This window comes from Niastella sp. (genome assembly GCF_045805085.1).
In the GTDB taxonomy this organism is placed as follows: domain Bacteria; phylum Bacteroidota; class Bacteroidia; order Chitinophagales; family Chitinophagaceae; genus Niastella.
In genome coordinates, this window is record NZ_JBJMLX010000529.1 from 1 (window position 1) to 5,894 (window position 5,894).

Consider the following 5,894-nt stretch of genomic DNA (forward strand, 5'->3'; position numbering starts at 1 on the left):
ATGTGAACGTGGTATTCGAAAACGATAACCTGAATAATACGCTGGGTGAAATTCTGGCCAACAATGGCAAGAAACAGATCCGTATAGCCGAAACTGAAAAATACCCGCACGTATCTTTCTTTTTCAGTGGTGGCCGCGAACAGCCTTTTGAGGGTGAACGCCGCATTATGATCCCTTCACCCAAAGTAGCTACCTACGATCTGCAACCCGAAATGAGCGCGAATGAAGTAACCGACGCCATTGTTCCGGAAATTGAAAAAGAATCAGCTGATTTTATCTGTCTGAATTTTGCCAATGCCGACATGGTGGGTCACACCGGCGTTTTCTCAGCCGCCATTAAAGCTGTTGAAACCGTTGACCATTGTGTTGAACGCGTGGTTACTGCTGCGTTGGCGCATGGCTATACCGTTTTCTTAACTGCCGATCATGGTAATGCCGATTACCTGATCAACCAGGACGGTACGCCCAATACCGCCCACACCATGAACCTGGTGCCTTTATTCATTATCGATAACAATTTTAAAGGAACTATTAAGCCAGGCAAACTGGGTGATATTGCGCCCACTATTCTTACAATGATGCACTTACCTATTCCAGCAGAAATGACGGGTGATGTGTTGGTTTAATAGTTAACCAGTTGACAAGTTGATCAGTAAATACATAAAAGAAAGGCTCTCCGGTAATCGGGGAGCCTTTCTTTTATAAGTTCTTTGAACAATCCTGGTCAACTGGTTAACTGGTCAACTTGCCACATGCTCCATATTTTCTTCCCTCGCCCCAACCGGCTCTGTTTGTGAAATAAAAGGCCGTTCGTCTTTGTCGTAATCATAAGCCCAGCGATGCACTTCGGGGATCTCTCCGTCCCAGTTGCCATGCGGCGGATGGATGGGTGTGGTCCACTCCAGGGTGGTAGCCTGCCAGGGATTTAAACTGGTTACCGTTCTTCCCTTGAAAATGGAATAAAAGAAGTTGAAAACAAACAACAACTGCACCGCAAAAACAATGATGGAAGCAATAGTGATAAACCGGTTCAGGTCTTCAAATTGATTGAACGATGCCCAGTTGGAATAATCCAGGTAACGGCGCGGCATACCTGCCAGGCCTTCATAATGCATGGGCCAGAAGATACAATAAGCTCCCACAATACTTACCCAGAAATGAATATTACCAAGCGTGGTATTCATATACCGGCCATACATTTTAGGGAACCAGTGATAAATACCGGCAAACATCCCAAACATAGCCGCCACGCCCATTACCAGGTGAAAGTGTGCAATGATAAAATACGTGTCGTGCACATGCAGATCGATGGTTGAGTTACCCAGCCAGATACCGGTTAACCCGCCCGAAATGAACACGCTTACAAAACCAATGGCGAACAACATCCCCGGCGTAAACCGGATATTTCCCCGCCACAAGGTGGCCAGCCAGTTAAACACTTTTATGGCTGAAGGTATGGCTATCAGCAAGGTCAATAGTACGAACACGGAACCCAAAAATGGATTCATGCCCGAAACAAACATATGATGCGCCCATACCAAAAACGATAAGATGGCTATGGCGAACAACGACCCTACCATGGCGGAATAACCAAAAATGGGTTTGCGCGAATTAATGCTGATCACTTCCGATGCAATGCCCATTGCGGGCAATATCACTATGTATACTTCCGGGTGGCCCAGGAACCAGAACAGGTGTTGGTATAGAATAACATTTCCGCCCTCGTTTGGCAGGGCTTTACCAATGCTGCTCAAATAAATATCGCTCAGGTAAAAGCTGGTGCCCCCATGGCGATCGAACAACAACAGGATAAAGCCTGAGAGCAACACCGGGAATGATAATAATCCCAAACAGGCAGTAAAGAACAAGGCCCATATAGTTAAGGGCAACCGGTTCATGGTCATGCCCTTGGTGCGCAGGTTTAAAATAGTTGAAATGTAATTGATGCCGCCCAGCAGGGTGCTTACCACAAACAAAGCCAGGGAGATCAGCCAGTAATCCATTCCCTGACGCGAGCCAGGCATGGCATCCCCCAGGGCGCTTAGCGGCGGATAGGCCGTCCAGCCACCGCTTGCCGGACCGGTTTGTAAAAAAAGAGAGGAGAACATGACAACGCTGGCCGCCAAAAAGAACCAGTAAGAAAGCATATTCAGAAATGGCGAAGCCATGTCGCGGGCTCCGCATTGCAGGGGAATTAAAAAGTTGGCAAAGGTGCCGCTTAGTCCGGCTGTCAGCACAAAAAAGATCATGATGGTACCGTGCATGGTAACCAGGGAATAATAGAACTCAGGATTAATTCTTCCCCCTTCGCCCCAATGGCCCAGCAAGTCTTCGAGGATGGGAAACTTTTCGCTCGGATAGCCCAATTGTATCCGGAACAATACGGAAAACGCAGCCCCGATGATGGCCCAGATCATGCCTGTTATCAGGAACTGACGGGCAATCATTTTATGGTCGTGACTAAATACATACTTGCTCCAGAACGATTGTTTGGCATGTTCCCCATGCTCTTCTTCATTATGTATTTCAATTGATGGGGCGCCGGATTGGGTTACTTCCTCTAAATTGGCCATGGTCACTCGTTTTAAAAATATCTTGTAGAATTTATTGCCCGGTCAACAGGTAGGTTTCATGCCGGTGTTTTAGGGAACAGACAGGGTTAAGTAGTTATTTAAAAATGCAGCAAAACTTACGCCACCAGGTTAGGATAAACTGATGAGATTCATGACAATCCAGATTACAAACGACAGAAACGCCCGCTAAAGCCTGATTTTGCCACATTAAAATTGGCGCCCCGGAGCGTTAATTTTTTATAAATAGCGCAGCTATTACATCGAAAAATTGTCTAAATTACAGGGCAACCAAACGGTTTATATGACCGACGACGCCATTTTACAAGGCTGTTTACGTAACGACACTACTGCCCAGCGGGAGTTGTACAACAGGTACAGCCCAAAAATGCTGTCTGTGTGTTACAGGTTCGCCCACCACCGGGAAGATGCTGAAGACATGTTACAGGAAGGATTTATCAAAGTGTTTTCACAGATACACACCTTTCAGAACAAAGGAGCATTTGAGGGTTGGATACGGCGAATCATAGTTCATACCTGTATCAACCATCTCAAAAAGAACAAGAAGTTCAACGAAAGCGTCGATATCATTCATGCAACCAGCATCCAGGTGCGCGAAGAATCAGTGCCTTCAATAGTTCAGGCAAAACAAGTAGTAGAATGCATCCGTCTGCTACCTATAGGTTACCGTACGGTTCTTAACCTATATGCCATTGAAGGTTATTCGCACAAAGAAATTGCCGACATGCTGGATATTGAAGAAAGCACCAGCCGTTCGCAATATACCCGGGCCAAACAAATGCTTGAAGATATTCTGGTAAAGAAAAAAATCATCATGCGGCCTAAAGAAAAACACAATTGGTTAGGAGTAGCAGCAGGTAGATAGCATTGTGATTTACTTTCAATGTATGTTATCTCACTTACTGATACAGACTTAACCCTATGAAAACATACCGTACAAACAAAAATTGATATGGAGCGAGGTTTTTATAAAGAGGATATTGAAGAACTGCTGAAAGAGAAATCTGACCAATATAAGATGTATCCTTCTGACAAGGTGTGGAAAGGCATTCACCGTTCATTACACCCAAACAGAAAGTGGTATTGGTTAAGTTTACTTCTCTTTCTGGGTGCTGTTGGTTATTATACATTCATTGAATTCATCACTCCTTCAACCAGCAGCAAGGCTATCAGTAAAAATAATCCGGCTTCCACCATTTCAAAATCAACTGAAACAACTACCGAATCAAGCGATAACAAACCTGCAGTGATAGTTCCTTTTGGCAATCCAAAACAAACTGCCAGTACTTCTAACGGCAGCGTGGCCAAACAAAGGACTTTTGTACTTAATCCTGATAACAACGACGAAGGCAATACCGGTGTGGTGATAAACATGAATCAACCACCAATGGAACCTGCCACTACCAACAATATTGACATTCCGGGCAATCCCATACTGGCATTTAACCAGGCAGCCCCTGTATATGACCTGGATAGCAGACCGGTTAAAGAACTCTGGCAACCTGACCACATGGAAGGCGGCGCTGCAGCGCCTGAGTTCAGCAATCAAATTTTCCAGGTACCAGCCGCCACGTCTTTAACCAACCCTGTTGCTATCGATGGATCTAAGCTGGGTGAGAACACCCATAATGCCCAGGAAGACAATAAACGGGTGGGCTGGCTGGCCAATAATGCGGTATATGAATTACAGGTGCCCAAACAAAAACGGCTTGGCTGGCAGTTGACGTTTACCCCCACTATGAACTATCGCACCTGGAGGGGAAGCAATTATCCTTCAGATGTTAAAACATTGCCTCTTGCACCAATTATTGAAGGCGATCCGGAAAAGCTGGTGAACCATAAACCGGCCATGGGCTTTGAAGTGGGTTCAAACATCCTGTACACGCTCAACAAAACCTTTACCCTCAAAACAGGTTTACTGTTCAACTTTACCCGGTACGATATTCAGGCATATAGTTCTTCCAATTCTGAACCGGCCACCATTGCCCTTAATTCAAACTGGGGTATTGCCACCGGTGAGCTTACCACTTATACGCGTTACCGCAACTTTGGTGGCGATGCTGCAGAGAACCTGCACAACCAGTACTTCCAGTTGTCGGTTCCTCTGGGTATGGAAGTAAACCTGCTGGGTAAGGATAAAATTCACGTGGGTATTGGCGGAACCGTTCAGCCAACTTATTTACTAAACCGGAACAGCTACCTGCTTACAGCCGATTACAAATACGCCACCGAACCTTCACTGGTTAGAAAGTGGAATGTAAATACAAGCGTTGAAGCTTTTATCTCTTATAAAACCGGCGACCTGAAATGGAAGGTGGGTCCGCAATTACGTTATCAATTGTTCTCAAGTTATATTCAGAAATACCCTATCCGCGAGAACCTGTATAACTATGGTATCCAGATAGGCGTAACCAAAACTATCCGCTAATACTCGAGGCAGGAAGTAGGATGTAAGAGGTAAGACACTCGCGTTCTTCGTATTTCCTACTTCATACTTCATTCTTCATTTCTATTACATTATAATCATACTTTTCGATAGACACTTCGTCTGCAATAGCGGAATTCAATAATTTTACCCGATGAAGCGGATAAACCTAATTTTTCCGGCCCTGTTATTACTGGCCGTAGCCTGTAAACACAAACCCCAGCAACCTGCAGGTGATGTTCAACCTACCCAGGATTCACTGAATTCCGGCACTTATTTACCCATCTCAGATTTTATTAAAAATGATATTGTCAGGGTTGATACTTATGCCGGCGGTATTCTGAAAAAAATGAATACCGAGGGCCGCAAAGACTCGGCCTACATTCAGCCGGCGGAGTTTCATAAGCTGGCCAGCCAGTTCCTGCTGACCGAACTGGATTCCGCTTCGTTCCATGCTCATTTTACCGAACATTCGCTGATGGATGAAACCACAGAAATGCTGAACTTTATTTATACGGCAAAAGACCCCGGGAGTTCGTTGCGGAATGTTATGGCATTCCTGCAGCCCAGCCTGGCCACCGACCAGGTAAAACGTATTTACATGGAACGGTCTTTCAACAGTGGCGATACCACCATTGAACAGAAACTTACCTGGAAGATGATGGAATACTTTTATGTGATTACCATTCGTCAACCAAAGAACGGGCCGGCTGTTACTTCTATGGAAAAGGTGATCTGGGACCCCCAGGATTTTGCCGATTAAGGAACCAACTATCATGACAGCACAGGAATTTCAACAAATTGCGCCTACTTTACCGGTTGACCCCGGTATTTACAAATATTATGACTCTGCAGAGACCCTGCTTTACGTAGGTAAG

General features: G+C 45.3%; 5 protein-coding genes. 4 read left to right on the top strand and 1 reads right to left on the bottom strand.

The annotated features are described in order from the left end of the window. The coding region (locus ACJ751_RS27515; protein ID WP_407748751.1) for an alkaline phosphatase family protein at positions 1 to 626 on the top strand (626 nt) is incomplete at its 5' end. Positions 627 to 740: 114 nt separating this feature from the next. Here the strand turns inward: ACJ751_RS27515 and ACJ751_RS27520 are convergent. After that, on the bottom strand, positions 741 to 2,573 hold the full coding sequence (locus tag ACJ751_RS27520; protein ID WP_407748752.1) for a cbb3-type cytochrome c oxidase subunit I: 1,833 nt from the start codon (positions 2,571 to 2,573) through the stop codon (positions 741 to 743). 301 nt (positions 2,574 to 2,874) lie between these two features. On the opposite strand from ACJ751_RS27520, the gene ACJ751_RS27525 reads away from it, so the two are divergent. From ACJ751_RS27525 to ACJ751_RS27535, 3 genes are all read left to right on the top strand, one after another. Then, a complete protein-coding gene (locus tag ACJ751_RS27525; protein ID WP_407748753.1) occupies positions 2,875 to 3,456 on the top strand; it encodes an RNA polymerase sigma factor in 582 nt (193 codons plus the stop codon). An 87-nt stretch (positions 3,457 to 3,543) separates the two neighbouring features. Then, positions 3,544 to 5,019 (top strand): outer membrane beta-barrel protein, encoded by a 1,476-nt coding sequence (locus tag ACJ751_RS27530; protein WP_407748754.1) that lies wholly within the window; start codon positions 3,544 to 3,546, stop codon positions 5,017 to 5,019. A 151-nt stretch (positions 5,020 to 5,170) separates the two neighbouring features. Next, positions 5,171 to 5,779, top strand: a complete 609-nt coding sequence (locus ACJ751_RS27535; protein ID WP_407748755.1) for a hypothetical protein — start codon at positions 5,171 to 5,173, stop codon at positions 5,777 to 5,779. Positions 5,780 to 5,894 lie beyond the last annotated feature (115 nt).